We start from the raw sequence: 17,608 nt of genomic DNA on the forward strand, positions 1-17,608 counted from the left end.
CCGGCGGCGGTCAGCCGACGGTGACCCGGACGTCCTTGACCGCCAGCACCTTGCAGGAGGCGGCGTTGCCGGGCTCGCGGCAGGAGGCCCGGTCGACGTAGTGCCAGGTGAGCGTGGTGCTGCCGGCGGCGGTCGCGGTCCAGGTCTGGCGGACGGTGTGGCCGCAGCCCGCGGAGTCGGGCGGGCAGCTGCTCAACTTGGCGTCCGCGTCCCGGTGCAGGACGGCGCGGTCGCCCTCGCCGGTCAGCTGCCAGCCGTGCGGCAGCGGGGCGGAGGTCAGGCTGACGCCGACCGAGCGGCCGACGGCCAGGTGGACGTCGGCCGGTTCGAAGGCCGGCTTGCCGCCGGCCACGGCCTCGGCCTCCAGGTCGGCGGGCAGGGCGAGGACGGTGTCCGGCCGCTCGTCCGACGACGGCCCGCCGGAGGACGAACAGCCGGCCACCGGCGCCAGGGCCAGCAGGGCGGCGGCCGCGAGGGCGAGCGGGCGGCGCGGGGATCGGGCGGTCACCGGGCGTCCGCCTCCCGGGCGTTGCGCCGCAGCTCGATCAGCGCCGCGACCTCCGCCAGCCAGCGCGCGAACAGGTGCTCGCGCCCGAGGTCGGCGCCGCTCGCGGCGGCGGCCTGCAGCCACTCGCGGACGACGGTCCGGCCCGGCTCGCCGATGACCGGCTCGGGCAGCGCGAGGGCCGCCGCGAAGCCGCCGGCGCGGACGTGCTGGGCCAGGAAGCCCAGCGGGTACGCGCCGATGCCCGCCGCCTCGGCGCGGTGGGCGGCCGCGATGGCGGCCTCGGTGAACAGGGCCTGGCGCGGGCCACCGGTGAGCAGCAGGCCACGGGTGATGGCGGCGGCGACGTCGAGGTCCGCCAGTTCGGCGTCGGGGCGGACGTTCGTCATTTCGGCAGCTCCAGCGCGGTCGACTTGTTGAGGGGGTGTTCACCGGGGGTCAGTCCGCCGAGCTGGCTGTTGACGAACTGCTCCTCGGTCACCCAGGAGGTGAAGCCCCAGGGGTTGTAGACCTGCAGCTTGTCACCGTCCCGCCCGATGATCATCATCTGGTGACCCGAGTCGTCGTTCCGCACGGTGATCGGGACGGGCAGGCCCTCGTCGACGGACTTCTCGATCCGCGCCAGCGCCGCCCGCCGGTCCTCGTCGCTCTCCAGCTCGACGTGCTCGTAGTCGGCGCCGGTGGCCTTGCCGAGGTCCTTGTCGGCCAGGTAGGTCTGGGCCTTCGGCCCGAGCCCGCTGTCCACCTGCGGGTAGACCTTCTTGTTCCCGTCGACCCGCTGGCCGTCCTTGTACTCGTTGAGGTACGTGTCCTGCAGCCGCTTCTCGAAGTTCTCCGGGGAGTCGGCGCCGGGGGCGTCCGGGGTGCCGCCGGTGGTCAGCTGGAACATCATCAGCGGGTCCAGCTTGGCCTGGGCGATCACGGTGGAGGCCGCCACGCAGTCGCTGACGTTGCGCTGCGAATAGAGGCCGTAGCCGTCGATGTTGACGTTCTGGCCGCCGTAGGTGACGTCGAGGTTGTCCGAGGACTCCCGGCCGGTGTCGCCGGTGCTGGTGGCCGGCACGAGGTGCTTGGCGAGCCAGGCCGGGTCGTCGCCGTGCGGGTGGATCTGGGCGTCGAACCGCTGGATGTCGGACACCGAGTGCCCGGCCGCCAGCGCCTTCCAGAGGTAGGCCGCCTCCTCGGGGGACTTCGCGCCGGACAGCAGCGCGCGGAACGCCGCCTGGTCGGCGCCGGTCATCACACCGAGGGTCTGGTTGGCCCGGTCGAGCTGGTTGGGCGTGAGGATGTAGCCGCCGTCCTCGCCCGCGCCGGGGTTCTTCTCGGTGGCCAGGACCACCGCGGCCAGCGGGTCGATCGAGCCCATCCCGGCGCGCGAGGCGCGCGCCGCGGAGGCCAGCTGGTTCAGCTTGCTGGCGGTGCTGGTGCCGGTGCTCTCCACCCGCCGGGCCGCCGCGAGCCGGGCGTCGACGCCGGCCAGCGCGGTCGCCATCGCGTCCTGGTCGAAGCCGCCCGGGTCCTGGCGGGCCCGCTCCCCGGCGGACCGCAGCTGTTCGCGGCCCTGGGTGTCGGTCTTCTTCGCCCAGTCCAGCTCGCTCGCCCAGGTGTCCAGCAGGACGGCGGCCTGGGCGAGGGTCTGCTGGGAGGTGGTGGTCTCCTCCGACATCGCGTGGATCGCCTGCGTCGCGTGCTCGGCCACCGAGCCGCTCCAGACCGCGGGCAGCTGGTTGGTGGCGATCCCGGAGAGGTCCTGCGAGGCCTGGCCGAAGGAGGCCGCCGCCTGTCCGTAGTCCTTGGCGCGGGCCTGCACGGCGCTCACGTCGCCGACCGGCTCCGGCACGGCCAGCGCCTGGTCGATCCCCTCCAGCAGGTGGAGGTTGGCGAACATGAAGTTCACCTTCTCGATGGTGTGCCGCGCCTTCTCCAGATCCTTGACCTTGCTCACCGGCCGCCGCCCGCCGGCACCAGCGAGGCCGTGATGGCCTTCTCCGCGTTGCGGTAGTTGGCCGTGGTGGTCGACATCTTCTGGGACAGCTCGTCCAGCGCGCGCTGGGTGACGGTGATCTCCTTCGACCAGGCGCTGTCGAAGGAGGACCACGCGCTGTCCATGCCGAACTCGCCGAAGGCGGTGGCCGCGTAGCAGACCGAGCCCGCGTAGGCGGTCTTGGCCGCGGCGATGTCCGTCGCCGTCTTGTTCAGTTGGTCCGTGACGCCGCTCAGACCGGCCACGCTGACGCCGTATCCGTCCCCGCCGCCGCCCGGCGCTGCTCCGTCGCTCATGCTTCCCCGTTCCCCCGTCTTCCGGTCCGTCGGTCCACCTGCCACCGGTGCCCGCGCGACGGTACGGCGCGGACACCGGGGAGAGAGCCTAACCTGTGGTGGGGGACAGGGTATTACGCCCGGGAGGGCCGGATCGGCTCCTCGCTTTCTTCACGGCCGGCCCGCAACGGCCGCACATTCGGGGCGTTCTGCGCGGTCTTCACCCCACGGGCCGGGGCCGGCTCGACCGCCGGGTCCAGGGTGTCCGCCTTCACCGGTACCGCTGCCGGCAGTGGTACCGCCAGCGCCGAACGGCGCGGGTAGCGGCGGTCGGTGGCCGTCGCGGCGGTGAGCAGCAGGGCGGCCGCCGCGGCGACGACGGTGATCCGGAACGGCGCTTCGGGCGCGAGGTGGTCGGCCGCCCAGCCGCCGAGGAACGTTCCCGCCGACTGGGCCAGGATGATCGCGCTGACCAGCGCCGCCATCGCCTCGCCGAGCCGCGCCGTCGGCACGGTCCGCTCCACCAGGCCGAACATGGTGATCATCTGAGGTGCGACGGCCATGCCCAGGCACCCGACGGCTCCGGCCAGGGCGAGTACGCCGCCGCCGGAGAAGAGCAGCAGGACGGAGGTGGCGAACAGCAGGACCGTTCCGGCCCGCAACCGGGCCGCCAGCTCCCAACGGGCCGGCAGCGCGGCGGTGGCGATGCCCGCGAAGGCACTGGTGAATCCCATGAAGCCGTAGATCAACCCCGCCGCACCGGGCCGGCCCAGCGCGTCCGTGGTGGCGGTGACCCCGACCTGCACCGAGCCGAAGCAGGCGCCCAGCAGCGCCATCCCGGCGAGCAGCAGCACGTACGGAGGGCTCATCAGGGGCTCGGCGGAGCGCCGCCGGGCGTCCGGTCCGGTACCGGGCGGCGCGGTCGGGTGCAGCGCGAACAGGGTGGCGCCGACGCCGACCAGCGCCGCCGCGGTGAGCAGCCCGGCGGCGGGGGAGACCAGGGTGGCGAGCAGACCGACCAGGGCCGGCCCGGTGGTGAAGCTGACCTCGTCCACGATGCCGTCCAGCGAGAGCATCGAGGACGTCAACTCCGCGTCCCCGCCCGCCAGCCGGACCCAGCGGCTGCGTGACAGCGGCCCGACCAGCGGGACCGAGAGGCCGATCAGCGCGGCCGGCGCGATCTGCGCGGCGAGCGGCAGACCGCCCTCGGACGCGGCCACCAGGGCGAGCACCGCGACCGTGTTGACGAGCGCGGTGACCAGGCCGACGGTGCGCTGCCCGCGCCGGTCCGCGAGCCGGCCGACCAGCGGCCCGCCGACCGCCTGACCGAGGGCCAGCGCCCCGGCCACCACCGAGCCGCGCCAGACGCTGCCGGCGTTCCGGGTGACCAGCAGCAGGGTGCCGATCGGGCACATCGCGTTCGGCAGCCGGCCGAGCAGCGACCAGAGCAGCACCCCACCGCCCGTCAGCTGCGCCGCCGAACGGAACCTCGTGACCACGGACATCGTGCTGCACCCCCACGCGGAGCCGGGGTGGGCGCCCGCCTCCCACCACCGGCCCGAGCCGGTACCGGCGGCCCGCGGGTGAGCTCCGACCGTACGACCTGGATGATCACCCGGGTAACCGTACGATCACCCAGCGCAGTCGAGTCGGAGCGTTCGGTCACCTTGGAGGACCGCCCAAGGGCGGCCGGAGGCTCGCCCGGCGCGGCGCGACCCGCCCGGTTCGGTGCGCCGGGTCCGAGGGCGGTCCGAGGGCGGCCGGACCGTGGTGCGGCCGGACCGGCTCAGCCGACCAGCGCGGCGCGGATCCGGTCCAGGATCTGCCCCGCGCCCGTGTAGCCGATGCCGAGCATCCAGAGGCCGTCGTCCACCTGGTAGACCCGCCCGGCGCGTACCGCGTCCAGGTTCTTCCAGAGCGAGCCGTCGACGATCCTCGCCCGGTCCGACTTGGCCGCGTCGCCGTACACCGAGTAGAAGATGACGTCGGCGGCCGCCTGGTCGACCTGCTCGGGGCTGATCTCGATCGAGAAGCCGGGCTTGTCCTGGTTGGCCGGGCGGCCCAGGCCGAGGTCCCTGAAGAGCGAGCCGACGAAGGTGTCGTTGAGGTAGAGCCGGGTGGGCGCGCCGGCCAGGAAGCGGGCCATCTCCACCCGGGTGGCCGCGACGCTCGCCGGGCCGCCGAGGGCGGTGACCAGCTCGGTCACCTTAACCCGGTACGCCGCCTCGGCCGCCTCGGCCTCGGCCCGGCGGCCGAGCGCCTCGGCGTGCAGCCGGGCGTTCTCCTTCCAGGCGGGCCCGGTGGTCTTGGTCAGGACGGTCGGCGCGATCTTGGACAGTTCGTCGTACCGCTTGTCGTCGCGGACCTGGTTGCTCAGGATGAGGTCCGGCCCGAGCGCCGCGATGCTCTCCAGGTTGGGCTGGCCGATGGTGCCGACGGCCTTCGTCCCGGCCAGCCGGTCCGCCGGCAGGTAGCCGGAGAACGGCGCGCCCTCGGCGGCGGTGGTGGCGCCGACCGGGGTGAGGCCGAGGGTGACGACGGAGTCCAGGGCGTCGGTGTCCAGGACGACCACCCGGGCGGCGCGCTGCGGCACGGTGCTCTCGCCGCGCGCGTGCCGCACGACCCGGGTGGCGGCCGCCGTGGCCCCGGAGCCGCCGCCGCCCGAGCCGCTGCCGCCCGAGCCATCGCCGGTCGAGCCGCCGCCGCCCGAGCCGCAGGCGGCGAGTGCGAGCCCGGAGGCGAGGGTGAGCACGGTGCGGCGGGTGAGCGCGGGGAGCATCGGGCGACTCCGATCCGGAAGGCGGCGCGGCGCCCGGATCCCTGCCCGCGGGAGGGTGCGGCTACGCCTGCGCGCGGGGCGTGCCGGGGTCGCCCCGGCCGTCCGCGTCCCGCCGGTCGTCCGCTCCGCCGTCCTGCCGGTCGTCCGTACCGCCGTCCTCCCGCTGCTCCCGGCGCTGGCGCAGCAGCCCGTCGTACTCGGCGTGCACCCGCCGGTCCATGGCCAGGGCGAACTGGGCGTCCGTGACCGTCCGGGCCAGTGGCCGCACCCGGAGGATCTGCTCGGTGAGGCGGGCCGCCTCACCGGGGGGCAGCGGGGTGTCGGCGGCGAGCGGGCCCAGGAGCTGGTCACGGGCCAGCGCGATGAAGATCTCGGCGATCGCGTCCACGTGCTCCTGGGCGCGGCGGCTGGCCTCCAGCACGACCGCGAGCGGCACGCCTTCGGCGACCAGGGCCGTGGTGGCGTCCATCAGCCGGCGGCTGACGTGGGTGATCCCGTCCTCCTCGACCGAGATGTAGCCCTGGGCGACGGACTCGGCGGTGTTCTCCTCGGTGAGCTGGTCGCCGAAGGCGGTCTTCAGCTCGTCCCAGTCGAGGTGGACGGGCGTCTCGTCCGACCAGGGCGCGATGATCGCGGCCTCCAGGCCGATCAGCTCGGCGACGTCCCGGCCGCTCTCCCCGGCGCCGATCAGCTCGGCGATGCCGCCCAGGGTGTGGCCGCGCTCCAGCAGTTCGGCGATCACGCCGAGCCGGTGCAGATGGGCCTCGCCGTACCAGGCGATCCGGCCCTCCTTGCGCGGCGGCTGGAGCAGCTTGCGCTCGCGGTAGAAACGCAGCGTCCGGGTGGTGATGCCGGCCGCCTCGGCCAGCTCCTCCACCCGGTACTCGCGTCGTCCGTCGCCCGCACCCGCTCTGACCTTGTCCACGGCGCTCAGCATAGGACCGGCGATCGCCGAAGTGACGTGGCCGGGCTTCTTCCCCCCGTCGGCGACAGGGGCTACTCTGCCAATCGTGCCAGTGATTGCTGGCATGGTTATCGCGACGGCATGACGGCACGATGGCAGGACGCACGACGGCACGTCGCGGCAGTGCGCACCTCACGGCCCCCACCCTCAGGAGGACGCCGCATGGCATCCAGCACGAAGCGCCCCCGCCCCGACGCGTCCGACCGGGCCCCGCTCGACGCCTCGACCGGCCCGGCCGACACCGCCCCGGACACCACCCCGGCCCCGGAAGCCACCCCGGCCGCACCCGACGCCCCGCACGTCCGGGTGGCCGTCATCGGCTCCGGCTTCGGCGGCATCGGCGCCGGCGTCCGGCTGCGCCGCGCCGGGATCACCGACTTCGTCATCCTGGAGCGCGCCGACTCGGTCGGCGGCACCTGGCGGGACAACAGCTACCCCGGTTGCGCCTGCGACGTCCCCTCCCACCTGTACTCCTTCTCCTTCGCGCCCAACCCCGACTGGCCGCGCAGCTTCTCCGGCCAGCCCGACATCCGCGCCTACCTGGAGAAGGTCACCGACGTCTTCGGCATCCGCCCGCACCTGCGGTTCAACGCCGAGGTCACCGAGGCCCGCTGGGAGGCCGACCGGACCCGCTGGCGGATCACCACCACGGCCGGCCAGTGGACGGCCGACGCCGTGGTCTCCGCCGCCGGGCCGCTCGCCGACCCGCAGATCCCCGACCTGCCGGGCCTGGACTCCTTCACCGGCAAGGTGTTCCACTCCTCCCGCTGGGACCACGACTTCGACCTCGCCGGCAAGCGGGTCGCGATGGTCGGCACCGGCGCCTCCGCCGCCCAGATCATTCCCAACATCCAGCCCGAGGTGGGCCGGCTGACCGTCTTCCAGCGCACCCCGGCCTGGGTCCTGCCGCGCCGCGACCGCGCGATCACCGACGCCGAGAAGTGGCTGCACACCCGGCTGCCCCTCACCGCCAAGCTCCGCCGGGGCACCCTCTTCGCGCTCCGCGAGCTCCAGGTGGACGCGTTCGTCCGCCGGCCCGGCCTGCTGAAGCTCGTCCAGCAGCTCGCCGAGCGGCACATCGCCCAGAGCGTCACCGATCCGGCGCTGCGCGCCAAGCTCACGCCGGACTACCGGATCGGCTGCAAGCGCATCCTGCTCAGTAACACCTACTATCCGGCGCTGGCCGCCGCCAACACCGAGGTGGTCGCCGCCGGCCTGCGCGAGGTGCGCGGCTCGACCCTGGTCGCCTCCGACGGCAGCGAGCACGAAGTCGACGCGATCGTCTTCGGCACCGGCTTCCACGTCACCGACATGCCCATCGGCGCCCGGGTGTTCGGGGCCAACGGCACCAGCCTGGCGGAGGAGTGGAAGGACGGTATGGAGGCGCTGCGCGGCTCCACCGTGCACGGCTTCCCGAACCTGTTCTTCGTGATCGGCCCCAACACCGGCCTCGGCAACAGTTCGATGATCCTCATGATCGAGTCCCAGCTCAACTACCTGGTCGACGCCCTCACCACGCTCGGCTCGGTCGGCGCCACCGCGATGCAGCCGACCGCCCGCGCCCAGCGGCACTGGAACCTCGAACTCCAGCACCGGATGGACCGGACCGTCTGGACCACCGGCGGCTGCCGCAGCTGGTACCTGGACAGCAGCGGCAAGAACACCGTGCTCTGGCCCGGCTCCACCACCTCCTTCCGCCGGGCCACCCGCAAGGTCGACCTCGCCGAGTACGAGCTGATCATGCGGACCGTGCCGGCCGACCGGAGCGCCGGGACGCCCGAGGAGGCGCTGGCATGAGCCCCGCGATCCCCGCCGACTGCGTCCCGCCCGCCCCCGCCGAGGAGTTGGTGATCCGCTCGGCCGACGGGAGCCGGCTGCACGCCGAGATCCACGGGCAGCCCGGCGCCCCGACCGTGGTGCTCGCCCACGGCTGGACCTGCTCGACCGTCTTCTGGGCGCCGGTGATCCACCGGCTCGCCGACCGCTACCGGGTGGTGGCCTACGACCAGCGCGGCCACGGCCGTAGCGAGGTCCCGCCCAGCCGGCTCCGCTACTCGACCCGGGCGCTCGCCGAGGACCTCTCCGCCGTGCTCGCCCGGACCGTTCCGGCGGGGGAGCGGGCCGTCCTGGTCGGCCACAGCATGGGCGGCATGACCGTGATGGCCGCCGCCGGCCGCCCCGAGGTCGCCGAGCGGACCGCCGCCGCGGTGCTGGTCTCCACCGGCCCGGCCGACCTGGTGACCGAGTTGCTCGTGCTGCCGGAGGCGGTGCGCCCGGCACGGCTGCGGCGCTTCCTGCACCGGCAGGGCCTGCGCTCCCGGCTGCCGCTCGGTCCGGTCGGCCCGGTCAGCCGTGCGGTGCTCAAGTACGTCACCATGGGGGCGGGTTCGCCCGCCGACCGGGTCGAGGCGACGGCCCGGGTGGTGCACGCCTGTCCGACCGCCGTCCGGGCCCGCTGGGCCGGCGTCCTGGACTCGCTCGACGTCCGCGCCGGGCTGGCCCGGCTCACCGTGCCGACCGCCGTCGTGGTCGGCACCGACGACCGGCTGACCCCGCCGGCGCACGCGCACCGCATCGTCGCCGCGCTGCCCGACCCGCAGGGGCTGCTCCTGCTGCCCGGGGCCGGCCACATGGTGCCGATCGAGCGGCCCGCCGAGGTCGCCGCCGAGATCGAGCGGCTCGCGACCGCCCACCTGCCCGCCGCCCACCGTCCTTCCCCCCAGAGGAGCCTGACCGCATGAGTGCCACGTTGCCGCTGTCCGCACAGGTCGTCGTCGTCACGGGTGCCGCGCGCGGGGTCGGCGCCGCCCTGGCCCGCAAGCTCACCCTGCAGGGCGCCAAGGTGGCCCTGCTCGGGCTGGAACCGGCCGAGCTCAAGGAGGTCGCCGCACTCTGCGGCCCGGGCGCCACCGCCTGGGAGGCCGACGTCACCGACATCGACGCGCTCACCGAGACCGCCCGCCGGATCAAGGAGCACTACGGCCGGATCGACGTGGTGGTCGCCAACGCGGGCATCGCCATCGGCGGCCCGCTACTGGACAGCGACCACCGGGCGTTCAGCCGGGTGATCGAGGTGAACCTGCTCGGCAGCGTGGCCACCGCGCGGGCCTTCCTGCCGGCCCTCGCCGAGAGCCGCGGCTACCTGCTCCAGATCGCCTCGCTCGCCGCGCTCACGCCCGCCCCGCTGATGAGCGCGTACTGCGCCAGCAAGTCCGGCGTCGAGGCCTTCGCCCACTCGATCCGCGCCGAGGTCGCCCACCAGGGCGTCAAGGTCGGTGTCGGCTACCTGAGTTGGACCGACACCGACATGGTCCGCGGCGCCGACCAGGACGCCGTCCTCAAGCAGATGCGCGACCGCCTGCCCTGGCCGGCCAACAAGACGTACCCGCTCGGCCCGGCCGTGGACCGCCTGGTCGCCGGCATCGCCCGCCGCTCCGCCCACGTCTACGCCCAGCCCTGGCTGCGCGGCATGCAGCCGGTCCGCTGGATCCTGCCCTCGCTGATCGCCGCCGTCGGCTCCCGCGACATCGCCCGGCTCGCCCCGCAGCTGGCCGCCACCGCGGCCTCCCGCCTCCGCCCGGTCGGCGCGGGCGGCGCCGCGGACAGCGCCGCGCACCCCGAGAAGCCCTGACCGCCGGGCCCGGCCGGCCCCGTCCCGCCGGGCCGGCCGGGCCGGGGCACCGCTCAGTTCGCCGGCTTCGCGAGCTGTTTCAGAGTGTCGTACGCCGACTGCACGAAGCGCCCGTCGAGCGCCGGACCGGTGTTGGTGAGGGCGGCCACCGCCGTCGCGGTCTGCGGGCAGAAGCCGACGACGACGGTGAACCCGCGGGTGGCGCCGGAGTGGAAGTAGAGATCGCGGCCGTCCGGCGTCCTGCGCAGGTTCCAGACCAGGCCGATTCGGTCGCCCGATCGGGAGAGCCGAAGCCATGGGCGCTGGACGTCGCGCAGCGCGTGCCCCAACTCGCCTTCCTCCGGCGACAGGTGGGCGCGGAGGAAGCGCAGCACATCGGCGCCGCCGGCCCGGACGGCGCCGGCGCCCGGCAGCCCGGGGATGAGCCACGGCGGGATCGGGCGACCGCGCCGGTGACCGGTGGCGCGGTGCGGGGCGTCGGGGGAGCAGGTGGCGGTGCGCAGGCCGAGGGGGCGGCAGAGGCGGTCGGCGAGCAGCTCGGCGTAGCCGGTGCCGCCCGCCTCGGCGAGCAGCCGGCCGAGCAGGCCGACCCCGTAGTTGGAGTACCCGTAGCGCGTACCGGGCGCGTGGCGCACGCTGGTTCGGGCCACGCCGGCGCGCAGCCGTCGGTCGTCGAAGCCCGCGTACGGATTGCGGGCCCAGCTGGGGAGGGCGGTCGCGAGCAGTCCGGGCGGGAGCTTGGGCAGGCCCGAGGTGTGGGTGGCCAGGTGCAGCAGCCGGATCGGGCCGCCGCGCCGGACGTCCGGCGGGCACCAGTCCGCTGGGAGGTGCCGCTGCAGCGGGTCGTCCAGGGCGACTTCGCCCCGTGCGGTCATGACGGCGAGCAGCAGGGCGGTGAACGTCTTGGTGACGGAGCCGAGTTCGTAGACGGTCTCGGGCGTGCAGGGCTCCCCGTCGAGGGCGGTCCGGCCGTGGCAGTGGACGGCGGTCCGGTCCCCGCGGGCCACGGCCAGCGTCACGGCGGTGGCGTACGGCGCGGCGGCCCGGACGAGGGCGGGGACCTGGTCCGCACCCGGGCCGCTGAAGCCGTGCAGGCCGCCCTCCGCCGCCCGGCGGGCGGCGGAGGGCGGGCCGGTCATCGTGTCCGGGTCGGTCATCGCGTTCAGGCCGCGACCGCGGCGCCGCCGAGTGCCCGCGACAGGGTGACGGTGCCGGCCACCACGGCGACGACGGCGGTGTGCTCGTGGTCGCGGAAGGCCTGCTCGGGGTCGTCCGAGACCGGCTCGGCGCTCTCGCGCGGGATCAGCCCGTCCTCGCGCTGGATCGCGGCCAGCGCCTCCCAGCCCTGCGTGCCGGTGACGGGCTCCCCGATGCACGAGTCGACCACCAGGAGTTCGCCGACGAGGTCCCACTGACCGACCTCCAGCCAGGTGTCGACCCAGACCGGCAGCCAGGTGCGGACGTAGTCGCGCATCGGTTCGGGCATGCCCTCGGGCCGGGCACCCCAGTCGGTGAGGTGGAAGACGGCGTGGGTGATGTGGTAGCCGGTCAGCCAGTCGATGGCCCAGGGTTCCGGTGTCGCGCCGAGCCAGGTCCGGGAGGTGAGGGCGTCCCAGTCGTCGGGCTGATTGCGCAGTCCGATCACCCGGCGCGCGTTGGCGAGGGCGAGCCGCCGGTTGGGCATCATCTCGATGGCCTGGATCCCGCGGACCTTCGTCAGGGACTCCAGGAGCTCCTCCAGCGGGGCGTGCCGGTAGCCGGACCGGGCGAAGTGGACGTACGTCTCCAGCGGGTCGGTCATCACGGGGTAGCGCAGCAGCCGCTCGTACAGGAGGTTCCCCTCCCGCAGTTGGGACCAGCCGAAGTCCAGGAGTTCGCGGGCGATGCGGGCGTCGTGGGGGCCGGTGACGCCGTCGCGCAGGACGAGTGACGCGGCGAGGGCGGACTCGGCGAGCGGCTTGTAGGCGTTGTTCGGATCGGCCAGGTCGATGGTGACGTCGTCGGGGAGTCGGCCGAAGCCGCGCTCGTGGCAGTCGTGCAGCCAGGCCATCGCACGCGATCCCAACTGCTGTGCGGAGGAGAGGAGCTGGTTATCGGTCATGAAGCCGCTCCGCTCAGCAGGTGTTCGGCCACAGCGAGTTCGAGTGCGGTGCGCGCACTGCCGTCACCCACGGCCCGGATCCGGTCCAGCATGGGTTCGACCTCCAGGGGCAGCGGCCGTCCGTCGGCGGCGAGCCAGGCGAGCCATCTGGTCAGCCGGGCGGCGACCCGGTAGTCGCAGCGCAGCAGCGAACGGACGGCGCCGCGGGCCAGGGCGAGACCGTGCTCGCGGGCCGCGTCGTGCACGGGGCCGTCGAGGCCGGGGAGGGCGAGGGCGGACAGCTGGGCCATCCGGACCGACCAGGCCTGCCAGGCGTGGGGCTCCGGCCGCGGGGCGTGACCGGGGTGGGGCACACCGCGGTCGTGCGCCGTGTCGCCGGCCGGTTCGGGGAACAGCAGGTCGGCGGCGGGTCCGGGCGCCCGGGCGAGCAGCACGGTGGTGGCCCAGTCCCGCCACGCGGCGACGAGGACGGCACCGGCCGCCCGGTCGTCGCCGGCGGACCGGGCGGAGACGGGGGACCCCGGTTCGGTGGGCGCCGGAAAGCCGGCGAGGGGGAAGGCCCGGTGGGCTTCGGTCAGCAGCAGGACGGCCTGTTCGTCGGCCCCGGCCACGCCCAGCACCTGCGGTGCGAGCACGTCCGGCCCGAGCACCCGGGCGGCGGCGAGGACCGGACGCGGCGCGGGGCCGGTGTCGGGCGCGGCGGGCGCGACCGCGCCCTCGACGCCACGGAGGGCGTCGAGGGTGCGGCCTGCCAGCCGCTCCACCGCTGCGGCGTATTCGTCGCGGAGCGAGAGATCGGCGGTTGGCATGGTGCGTACTTCTCCTTGAAGAGGGCTTCGCGGTGTCACGGGCCCGCTGTGCGCCCGCGGACTCCGCGCGGTGCCGGGTGCCGTCGGTCCCGGATTACCGGGTCTTCTCCTTCGGCGGCTTCGGCGACAGCAGCAGCGCTCCTGCCAGGAGCAGCAGGGCGGCGGCTTCGGGGCGGTACGTGGGCGCGTCGCTGACGGTCGCCTCGTCCTCCGTGATCAACATGCCTAGTGCGTCGAGCTCGGCCTGGGTGGCGAGCGTCGTCCGCGTGGTCTGAGTAAGCATCTGAGTGCCTCCTCATCGAAGTTCCATCGCCCGGTCCGGCGATGCCCCCTTCATCGACAATAGGAGCACGAACCATCCGGCGCCACCGCAGTACGCTCCGTGACCACCGTCACCGAGAGGTACCTCACGGGCGCGCAGCGAGAGCGCCAGGGGTGTCGCGGATACCCGCGAGTAGATACGGTCGCTGCATGACCACTGCCTTGATCACCGGCGCGACCGCCGGCATCGGAGCCGCGTTCGCCCGCCGGCTCGCCCGGAGCGGCTACCGGCTCGTCCTGGTGGCCCGGGACGCCGAGCGGCTGGAGCGCGCGGCCGCCGACCTGCGGGCGAAGTTCGGCATCGACACCGAGGTGCTCACCGCGGACCTGGCCACCGAGGCCGGTATCGCGGCCGTCGAGACCCGGCTGACCGACCCGGCCCACCCGGTGGACCTGCTCGTGAACAACGCCGGTTTCGGCAACAAGGGCGCCTTCCTGACCGTCCCGCTCCAGGACGAGCTGGACATGCTGAAGGTGCACGTCGAGGCGATCCTGCGGCTCACCACGGCGGCGCTGCCCGGCATGCGCGAGCGCGGCCGCGGCGCGATCGTCAACGTCGCCTCGGTGGCGGCGTTCCTGCCGCGCGGCACGTACGGGGCCAGCAAGGCGTGGGTGGTGAGCTTCACCCAGGGCGTGATGCGCGACCTCGGCGGCACCGGCGTGCGGCTGATGGCGCTCTGCCCGGGCTTCACCCGCACCGAGTTCCACGAGCGGGCCGGCATGGGCACCGGCAACATCCCCTCCTGGGGCTGGCTGTCCGCCGAGCGGGTGGTCGCCGAGGCCATGAGGGACCTGGCGCGCGGCCGCTCGCTGTCCGTGCCGAGCAAGCGCTACAAGCTCGCGGTCGCGATCGCCCGGGTGCTGCCGTCGGGCAAGCTCGGCGGGGTCTCCTCGAAGGCGGCGCGGACGTACCGGACCGACTGACGTACCGGTTCGGCGGGTCGGCGGGCCGGCGGGCGGGGCCGGCGGCGCCGGTCCCCCAGGGGCGGCCATGGGAATAGGAACAGTCTCACTATTAGCTTAGCTAACTATGAGCTATCCTCGCTATGCCGGTGGCCGCCCGACCGCCGTGTCCACCACGCCCGCCACGCCCGCCGCAGCCCCCGGCGGCGCCGTGCCCGCCGCGCGCCCGCGCGTCCGACCCCAGGAGGCCCGCCCTTGAGGCCCGACGGCATCAGCTGGACCCCGCCCGCCCAGGCCGAGGGAGAGCCCCGCCCGCCGGCCCAGTGGCGCCGCATCCTCGCGCTGTTCCGCCCGTACTCCGGCCGGCTCACCGTGGTCGGTGTGCTGGTGGCGGCCTCCGCGGTCGTCTCGGTGGTCACGCCGTTCCTGCTGAAGGCCGTGCTGGACACCGCCATCCCGCAGGGCCGGACCGGCCTGCTCAGCCTGCTCGCGCTCGGCATGATCGCCGCCGCCGTGGTCAACAGCATCTTCAACGTGCTGCAGACGCTGATCTCCACCACCGTCGGCCAGCGCGTGATGCACGACCTGCGCACCGCCGTCTACGGCCACCTCCAGCGGATGTCGCTGGCGTTCTTCACCCGCACCCGCACCGGCGAGGTGCAGTCCAGGATCGCCAACGACATCGGCGGCATGCAGTCCACCGTGACCTCCACCGCCACCTCGCTGGTCTCCAACTTCACCAGCGTGATCGCCTCGGTGGTCGCGATGGTCGCGCTGGACTGGCGGCTCACCGTCGTCTCGCTACTGCTCCTGCCGGTCTTCGTCTGGATCAGCCGCCGGGTCGGCAACGAGCGCAAGAAGATCACCGGTGAGCGGCAGAAGCAGCTCGCCGCGATGAGCTCGGCCGTGCAGGAGTCCCTCTCGGTCAGCGGCATCCTGCTCGGCCGCACCATGGGCCGCTCCGACTCGCTCGCCGCGGACTTCACCGGGCAGTCCGACCGGCTGGCCGAGCTGGAGGTGCGCTCCAGCATGGCCGGGCGCTGGCGGATGAACACCATCCAGATCGTGATGGCCGCGATGCCCGCGGTGATCTACTGGGCGGCCGGACTGGCCTCGGCCGGCGGTTCGCCGATCGTCTCGGTCGGCACCCTGGTCGCCTTCGTCTCGCTCCAGCAGGGCCTGTTCCGCCCGACCATCAGCCTGCTCTCCACCGGTGTCCAGGTGCAGACCTCGCTGGCGCTGTTCCAGCGGATCTTCGAGTACCTCGACCTCCCGGTGGAGATCGCCGAGCCCGAGCGGCCGACCGTCCTGGAGAAGATCCGCGGCGAGGTCCGCTTCGAGGGCGTCGAGTTCCGCTACGACCCCGAGCAGGAGCGGCCCACGCTCGCCGGGGTGGAGCTCAAGGTCCCGGCCGGCAGCTCGCTCGCCGTGGTCGGCGAGACCGGCTCCGGCAAGACCACGCTCAGCTACCTCGTCCCCCGCCTCTACGACGTCACCGGCGGCCGGGTGACGATCGACGGGGTGGACGTCCGCGAGCTCTCCTTCGACTCGCTGTCACGGGCGGTCGGCGTGGTCTCCCAGGAGACGTACCTCTTCCACGCCTCGGTCGCCGACAACCTGCGCTTCGCCAAGCCGGACGCCACCGACGAGGAACTCGTCGCCGCCGCCCGGGCCGCGCAGATCCACGACACCATCGCCGGACTCCCGGACGGCTACGCGACCCTGGTCGGGGAGCGCGGCTACCGCTTCTCGGGAGGGGAGAAGCAGCGTCTCGCGCTGGCCCGGACCGTTCTGCGCAACCCGCCCGTGCTGATCCTGGACGAGGCCACCAGCGCGCTGGACAACCGCACCGAGCAGGCCGTCCAGCAGGCCATCGACACCCTCGCGGCCGACCGCACCACCATCACCATCGCCCACCGGCTCTCCACCGTCCGGGCCGCCGACCGGATCGTCGTGCTGGACCGGGGCGAGGTCGTCGAACAGGGCACCCACGACGAACTGGTCGAGGCCGACGGCCGGTACGCGGCCCTGCTGCGCCGTGAGGCGCCGGTCCCGGTGCTCGAAAAGCGGTAGCCGCCGGGGCGGCCGGTCCGCGGCCCGGGCTCGGGTGACGGTCAGGCGGCCTTGGGGATCTCGTTGTAGGTCTCCGCGATCTCCTGGCCGGACAGCTGCTGGATCGCCCGCATCACCTCGTCGGTGACCTGCCGGCGGGCCTTGAGCGACCGGGCCTGCCCGTGCAGTTCGTCGAAGTGCAGCGGCTCGCCGAAGCGGACCGTCACCTTGCGCAGGCGCGGGACGCGCTTGCCGATCGGCAGGATCTGGTCGGGCCCCTCCAGCGCCACCGGCACCACCGGGACGCCGGCGGTGAGGGCCAGCCAGGCCACGCCGGTCTTGCCGCGGTAGAGGCGGCCGTCGAGCGAGCGGGTGCCCTCGGGGTAGATGCCGAAGGCCTTGCCGTCCTCCAGGATCTCCAGGGCCGACTCCAGCGAGGCCTGCGCGGAGCGGTAGGTGCCGCGCTCGACGGGCACCGCGCCGATCGCCTCGAAGAAGCCCTTGGAGAGCGCGCCCTTCATCCCGGTACCGGTGAAGTACTCGGCCTTGGCCAGGAAGTGCACCCGGCGCGGCGCGGTCAGCGGGATCACCACGCTGTCGATGAAGGAGAGGTGATTGCTGGCCAGGATCACGCCGCCCTTGCGCGGCACGTTCTCCAGGCCCTCGATGGTCGGCCGCCAGATCCCCCGCGCGAGCGGTTTCAGCACCAGCTTGGTGACGAGATCGAGCATGGTCCCTCCCAGGACGAGCGCGCCCGAGACGAGCCCGGGCCTGAACAGACGACGATCGGCGTTCGTTCCCCGGCCGGGCCGGGATCAGACCCGCAGACTACGACACCCACCCCCGAGCCCGTCCACTCCCGGCAGCCGTGGCGCTCACCACGGCCGGGTAGGGTACGGCCGTCGGAAACGCACATCAGCAGTCATGCGGATCATCGCAGGCATGCAGTTCCTCAGGAGGGGCCACCCATGGCAGACGTCGACACCATCCGCGCGGCGTTCGACAAGTACGACGTGAACGGCAACGGCCGGATCACCGCCGTCGAGTACGCGAAGGTCGCCCGCGAGCTCGGCGACCTGACCACGTCGATCTCGATGGCCGAGGCCATCATCAAGCAGATGGACACCAACCACGACGGCGAGCTGACCTTCGACGAGTTCCTCGCCGCGCGTCAGGGCTGAGCCGGCTTCGGGCCGAAGCCGGTACCGGGCCGAGCCCGGTCAGGGCCGAGTCCGTACCGGGCCGAGCCCGCATCGGGCGGGGCTCCGGGATTCCCGGGGTCCC

The 17,608-nt window shown here is 73.9% G+C and carries 18 protein-coding genes; 6 read left to right on the forward strand and 12 right to left on the reverse strand.

Annotation, left to right across the window (positions count from 1 at the left end):
• Positions 1-10 precede the first annotated feature (10 nt).
• The 7 genes from ABZ497_RS10285 to ABZ497_RS10315 form a co-directional block, all read right to left on the reverse strand.
• The gene (locus ABZ497_RS10285; RefSeq protein ID WP_359804267.1) at positions 11-508 is read right to left on the reverse strand and encodes a hypothetical protein; all 498 of its coding nucleotides are present in this window, start codon (positions 506-508) and stop codon (positions 11-13) included.
• A complete protein-coding gene (locus ABZ497_RS10290; RefSeq protein WP_329490533.1) occupies positions 505-894 on the reverse strand; it encodes a hypothetical protein in 390 nt (129 codons plus the stop codon). Before ABZ497_RS10290 ends, ABZ497_RS10285 begins: the two co-directional genes overlap by 4 nt.
• A complete protein-coding gene (locus ABZ497_RS10295) occupies positions 891-2,450 on the reverse strand; it encodes a hypothetical protein (protein ID WP_329490534.1) in 1,560 nt (519 codons plus the stop codon). Before ABZ497_RS10295 ends, ABZ497_RS10290 begins: the two co-directional genes overlap by 4 nt.
• Complete coding sequence (locus ABZ497_RS10300; protein WP_329490535.1) at positions 2,447-2,785, reverse strand: type VII secretion target; 339 nt, start codon at positions 2,783-2,785, stop codon at positions 2,447-2,449. Before ABZ497_RS10300 ends, ABZ497_RS10295 begins: the two co-directional genes overlap by 4 nt.
• A 113-nt stretch (positions 2,786-2,898) precedes the next feature.
• The gene (locus ABZ497_RS10305; protein ID WP_359804268.1) at positions 2,899-4,269 is read right to left on the reverse strand and encodes an MFS transporter; all 1,371 of its coding nucleotides are present in this window, start codon (positions 4,267-4,269) and stop codon (positions 2,899-2,901) included.
• A 281-nt stretch (positions 4,270-4,550) separates the two neighbouring features.
• Complete coding sequence (locus ABZ497_RS10310; RefSeq protein ID WP_359804269.1) at positions 4,551-5,543, reverse strand: iron-siderophore ABC transporter substrate-binding protein; 993 nt, start codon at positions 5,541-5,543, stop codon at positions 4,551-4,553.
• A 61-nt stretch (positions 5,544-5,604) separates the two neighbouring features.
• Positions 5,605-6,468 carry a MerR family transcriptional regulator gene (locus ABZ497_RS10315; protein WP_359804270.1) on the reverse strand — a complete coding sequence of 288 codons (864 nt, stop codon included), beginning with the start codon at positions 6,466-6,468 and terminating at the stop codon, positions 5,605-5,607.
• Between the two features lie 201 nt (positions 6,469-6,669).
• Here ABZ497_RS10315 and ABZ497_RS10320 point away from each other — a divergent pair, with 201 nt between their 5' ends.
• The 3 genes from ABZ497_RS10320 to ABZ497_RS10330 are packed head-to-tail and all read left to right on the forward strand — an operon-like array spanning position 6,670 to position 10,138.
• Positions 6,670-8,304, forward strand: a complete 1,635-nt coding sequence (locus tag ABZ497_RS10320; RefSeq protein ID WP_359804271.1) for an NAD(P)/FAD-dependent oxidoreductase — start codon at positions 6,670-6,672, stop codon at positions 8,302-8,304.
• Positions 8,301-9,248 carry an alpha/beta hydrolase gene (locus ABZ497_RS10325; protein WP_359804272.1) on the forward strand — a complete coding sequence of 316 codons (948 nt, stop codon included), beginning with the start codon at positions 8,301-8,303 and terminating at the stop codon, positions 9,246-9,248. The genes ABZ497_RS10320 and ABZ497_RS10325 overlap by 4 nt, the downstream gene beginning before the upstream one ends.
• Positions 9,245-10,138 (forward strand): SDR family oxidoreductase, encoded by an 894-nt coding sequence (locus ABZ497_RS10330; protein WP_329490541.1) that lies wholly within the window; start codon positions 9,245-9,247, stop codon positions 10,136-10,138. The genes ABZ497_RS10325 and ABZ497_RS10330 overlap by 4 nt, the downstream gene beginning before the upstream one ends.
• 53 nt (positions 10,139-10,191) lie before the next feature.
• Here the strand turns inward: ABZ497_RS10330 and ABZ497_RS10335 are convergent, their stop codons facing one another.
• The 4 genes from ABZ497_RS10335 to ABZ497_RS10350 form a co-directional block, all read right to left on the reverse strand.
• Positions 10,192-11,295 carry a serine hydrolase domain-containing protein gene (locus tag ABZ497_RS10335; protein ID WP_359804273.1) on the reverse strand — a complete coding sequence of 368 codons (1,104 nt, stop codon included), beginning with the start codon at positions 11,293-11,295 and terminating at the stop codon, positions 10,192-10,194.
• 5 nt (positions 11,296-11,300) lie between these two features.
• Entirely contained in the window at positions 11,301-12,239 is a 939-nt protein-coding gene (locus tag ABZ497_RS10340) for a hypothetical protein (RefSeq protein WP_359804274.1), read from the reverse strand.
• Positions 12,236-13,048, reverse strand: a complete 813-nt coding sequence (locus tag ABZ497_RS10345; protein ID WP_359804275.1) for a hypothetical protein — start codon at positions 13,046-13,048, stop codon at positions 12,236-12,238. Before ABZ497_RS10345 ends, ABZ497_RS10340 begins: the two co-directional genes overlap by 4 nt.
• Before the next feature lie 94 nt (positions 13,049-13,142).
• The gene (locus ABZ497_RS10350; protein WP_329490545.1) at positions 13,143-13,331 is read right to left on the reverse strand and encodes a hypothetical protein; all 189 of its coding nucleotides are present in this window, start codon (positions 13,329-13,331) and stop codon (positions 13,143-13,145) included.
• 188 nt (positions 13,332-13,519) lie between these two features.
• Here ABZ497_RS10350 and ABZ497_RS10355 point away from each other — a divergent pair, with 188 nt between their 5' ends.
• Positions 13,520-14,293, forward strand: coding sequence for an SDR family oxidoreductase (locus ABZ497_RS10355; protein ID WP_359804276.1), 774 nt, complete (start codon positions 13,520-13,522; stop codon positions 14,291-14,293).
• Between the two features lie 234 nt (positions 14,294-14,527).
• Positions 14,528-16,345 (forward strand): ABC transporter ATP-binding protein, encoded by a 1,818-nt coding sequence (locus tag ABZ497_RS10360; protein WP_329490547.1) that lies wholly within the window; start codon positions 14,528-14,530, stop codon positions 16,343-16,345.
• A 41-nt stretch (positions 16,346-16,386) separates the two neighbouring features.
• On the opposite strand, the gene ABZ497_RS10365 is transcribed toward ABZ497_RS10360, so the two are convergent.
• Positions 16,387-17,055, reverse strand: coding sequence for a lysophospholipid acyltransferase family protein (locus tag ABZ497_RS10365; RefSeq protein ID WP_359804277.1), 669 nt, complete (start codon positions 17,053-17,055; stop codon positions 16,387-16,389).
• 237 nt (positions 17,056-17,292) lie between these two features.
• On the opposite strand from ABZ497_RS10365, the gene ABZ497_RS10370 reads away from it, so the two are divergent.
• Entirely contained in the window at positions 17,293-17,505 is a 213-nt protein-coding gene (locus ABZ497_RS10370) for an EF-hand domain-containing protein (RefSeq protein ID WP_329490549.1), read from the forward strand.
• Positions 17,506-17,608: the final 103 nt, after the last annotated feature.

Source organism: Kitasatospora sp. NPDC005751, assembly GCF_040630835.1.
Taxonomy (GTDB): Bacteria; Actinomycetota; Actinomycetes; order Streptomycetales; family Streptomycetaceae; genus Kitasatospora.